Raw genomic sequence first — 3,637 nt, 5'->3', positions numbered from 1 at the left:
GAACACGAACACGCGGCGCCGGCTGATCTATGAGAGAAGCAGGCGCGGCGCGGTTCCCATGGAAAACGAATGAGGGTTTAACCGTGCCGTCTTTACGCAAGTCACTTTTCACCGCCGTCCTCGTTTCGGCGACCATGCTGTCCCCACTGGCCGCTTCAGCCGAAACCATCTCCGGCGCGCTTGCAAAGGCCTACCAGTACAATTCTTCACTGAATTCGGCCCGTGCCGGCGTTCGCGTCACCGATGAGGGTGTCGCCATCGCCAAGTCGGGCTACCGCCCGGTTGTCACCGGCTCGGCGGATATCGATTATTCGAGCAGCCATCTCAACGGCACCAATTCAAGCGTGCGGCTGACCACCGGCAATTTTGGCGTCCAGATCGACCAGACGCTGTTCGACGGCTTTCAGACCAGGAACAATGTTGCTGCCGCCGAAGCACAGGTCCGGGCCTCGGTCGAAAGCCTGCGCAACACCGAAGAGGGCATCCTGTTCAGCGCGGCGCAAGCGTATATGAACGTGATTCGCGACCGGCAGGTCGCTGTGCTGACCGAGCAGAACCTGCAGTTCCTGACCGAGACGGCGCGCGCGGCGCGTTCGCGTTTCGAAGTTGGTGAAGGCACACGCACCGATGTCGCCCAGGCCGACGCCTCACGCGCCGCCGCCGTGGCATCGCTGAGTGCTGCCCGGGCGCAGGCGCTGGCAAGTGCGGCGCTCTATCGCCAGATCGTCGGCGACGAGCCGGGCAAACTCAAGGGCGCTTCGCCGGTGGCAAAGCTGTTGCCGTCGAGCCTCGCCGCCGCCGTCGGGGTGGCCTCGAACGAGCATCCGGCCATCCTTGCCACGCAGCATCTGGTCGACGCCGCGGCGTTTTCGGTGAAGTCGGCCGAAGGCGCGCTGTTGCCGCAGCTGTCGGCTTCCGCCGGCGTTTCGAGCGCCTATCGCAATACCTCGCCTTTGCCAGGCGTCGGTTCGCAGGATGGCACGACCAATTCGGCCAGTGTCGGGGCAACGCTGACCATCCCGATCTATTCAGGTGGCCGCACCTCGGCGATCGTGCGCCAGAACAAGGAATCACTCAGCCAGGCCCGCATCCAGGTCGACGTCAGCCGCGACCAGGTGCGCCAGGCCGTCACCGCCGCCTGGACCGAGTACACCGCCGCGCAGCAGCAGCTGACGGCCAACAGGCAAGTGATCGAAGCCGCGAAGCTGGCACTGAACGGTGTCATCGAAGAGCGCAATGTCGGCCAGCGCACCACGCTCGACGTCCTCAATGCGCAGGCGACGGTCATCACCGCCCAGATCAACCAGGCCGGTTACGAACACGATGTGGTGGTGGCGAGCTACGCCATCCTGCAGGCGACCGGCCGTCTGTCCGTCGACCGCCTTGGCTTGCAGGTAGCGAAATACAAGCCTGAAGAGCACTACAACGCGGTCAAGGACAAGTGGTACGGACTGCGCACGCCGGACGGCCGCTGAGGCGTTCGGCCTGAACTGGCCGTGTTCCCTGCTTGAGCAGGATCTTTCGCGCTGCGGCTCTCGGGTTCAGATGGCGCTAATCTGTTGAAATCCCACAAGTCCCCAGATTGGGGATTCTCGTGCGGCGATCCGTCGGTTACGCTGTGGCCATGATTCGATCCGGCTCTGCCGGAGCGGAAAACCCAACAGGGGTCACAAGGGCGGCGGATGTGACGATGGCAACGGCAAGCAGCGCACAGCGCGAACCTTCCATGGAAGAGATACTGGCTTCCATCAGGCGGATCATCGAGGACAGCGACGGCGGCCGCAAGCAGCCGGGCGACGCCGATGAGCTGAGCCAGGATCTGGAGCGCGCGTCGAGCGTCTATGCAGCCCCCGACGTGGAAGCTTTTCGTGCCGACCTGCATGCCGCCCCCGAGGGCAGGAAGCCTGTCACGCTGGCGGAAGTCCAGTCACAGCTGCCGCCGGCCGAGCCGGTGGTGGCGCGCATGGAAACGCCGGTGCGCCCCGATCCCAGCCCGGCAAGGCCATCGATGACACTCGCCGAGGTCAGCGCCCGCGTTGCAGCGGAGCCAATCACGGCTGAAGCGCCAATATCGCGTCCTGTCGCCGACGCTTCCATCGCCGATTGGCGTCGCGAGATCGCCGCGGTTGGCGAGCAGGCCAGGGCGGTGTCGGACCGGAGCGAGGCACGCAAGACGGCTGCCCAGCCGTCGATGGAGGCTCCAGGGGATGAACCAACCGCGAAACCGGCTACCGAGCCGTCTCGTCCGGATGCAAGCGTGGTGCGGCCGGTGGCGGCCAGCGACGCGCCGCGTCCGGCGATCGTTTCCGAGCACACCGGCCGTCAGGTCGCGGCTGCCTTTGGCGAGCTTTCCGACGCGTTTGCCAGCCGCAGCAAGAAGACATTCGACGACATGGCCGAAGAGATGCTGCGGCCGATGCTGCAGGATTGGCTGGACAACAATCTGCCGACACTGGTCGAAAGACTGGTGCGCGAGGAGATCGAGCGCGTGGCGCGCGGGGCGCAGTAGCTGCCCATGCCGATTGCTAGAGGAAACGGCGCCTTCGTGGCGCCGTTTGTTTTGGCGAAGTCGTTGTCGGCAGGACGACGGATCGCTTTCCGTTGAAATGACCAAGGCCGCGCCTATCTGGTTGTGAGGGTCCGAGACAGCCCTTGCGGTTGACTTGGCCAAAACCTTCCGATTTACACCGGACCAGCAAAACTCCCGACAGCGCGGACCATTTTCCCATGCTTGAAAAGACCTACGACGCCAAAACCGTCGAGCCGAAGATCGCCAAAGTCTGGGAAGAGGCCGACGCGTTTCGCGCCGGTGCCGGGGCCGAGGAGGGGGCGGAGGCCTTCACCATCGTCATCCCGCCGCCGAACGTCACCGGCTCGCTGCATATGGGACACGCGCTCAACAACACGCTGCAGGATATATTGGTGCGCTTCGAGCGCATGCGCGGCAAGAACGTCCTGTGGCAGCCGGGCATGGACCATGCCGGCATTGCCACGCAGATGGTGGTCGAGCGGCAGCTGATGGAAAAGCAGATCCATCGCCGCGACCTGACCCGCGAACAGTTCATCGAGAAAGTGTGGGAGTGGAAGGCCGAATCCGGCGGTGCCATCTTCAACCAGTTGAAGCGGCTCGGCGCCTCGGCCGACTGGTCACGCGAACGCTTCACCATGGACGAAGGCCTGTCCAAGGCGGTGCTCGAAGTGTTCGTCACGCTCTACAAGGAAGGGCTGATCTACAAGGACAAGCGTCTTGTGAACTGGGACCCCAAGCTGCTCACCGCGATCTCCGATCTCGAGGTCGAGCAGCAGGAGGTCAATGGCAATCTCTGGCACTTCCGCTACCCCGTCGAAGGCAAGGTCTTCGACCCGGAAAACCCGAAAACCTTCATCACCGTGGCGACGACGCGCCCGGAGACGATGCTGGGCGATACGGCCGTCGCGGTGCATCCCGACGACGAGCGCTTCCGGCATCTGGTCGGCAAGAACATCGTCCTGCCGATCGTTGGCCGCAGGATTCCCGTGGTGGCGGATGAGTATTCCGATCCGGAAAAAGGTTCGGGCGCGGTCAAGATCACGCCGGCGCACGACTTCAACGATTTCGAGGTCGGCAGGCGCCACAAGCTGCCGGCGATCAATATCC

Annotated in this window: 3 protein-coding genes; all 3 read left to right on the top strand. The window is 64.0% G+C overall.

What is annotated here, in order from left to right; genetic code table 11:
- Positions 1-83: 83 nt before the first annotated feature.
- Positions 84-1,475 carry a TolC family outer membrane protein gene (locus EN925_RS27900; protein ID WP_013531279.1) on the top strand — a complete coding sequence of 464 codons (1,392 nt, stop codon included), beginning with the start codon at positions 84-86 and terminating at the stop codon, positions 1,473-1,475.
- A gap of 215 nt (positions 1,476-1,690) precedes the next feature.
- Positions 1,691-2,509: a PopZ family protein gene (locus EN925_RS27895; protein ID WP_127369327.1), complete on the top strand. Its 819-nt coding sequence runs from the start codon at positions 1,691-1,693 to the stop codon at positions 2,507-2,509.
- Between the two features lie 218 nt (positions 2,510-2,727).
- The coding region (locus EN925_RS27890; protein WP_164894432.1) for a class I tRNA ligase family protein at positions 2,728-3,637 on the top strand (910 nt) is incomplete at its 3' end.

The organism is Mesorhizobium sp. M7A.F.Ca.US.006.04.2.1 (assembly GCF_004022915.1).
GTDB classification, from domain to species: domain Bacteria; phylum Pseudomonadota; class Alphaproteobacteria; order Rhizobiales; family Rhizobiaceae; genus Mesorhizobium; species Mesorhizobium ciceri.
Note: the sequence above shows the minus strand (reverse complement) of the source record. Positions and strands in the feature narration are given on the sequence as shown.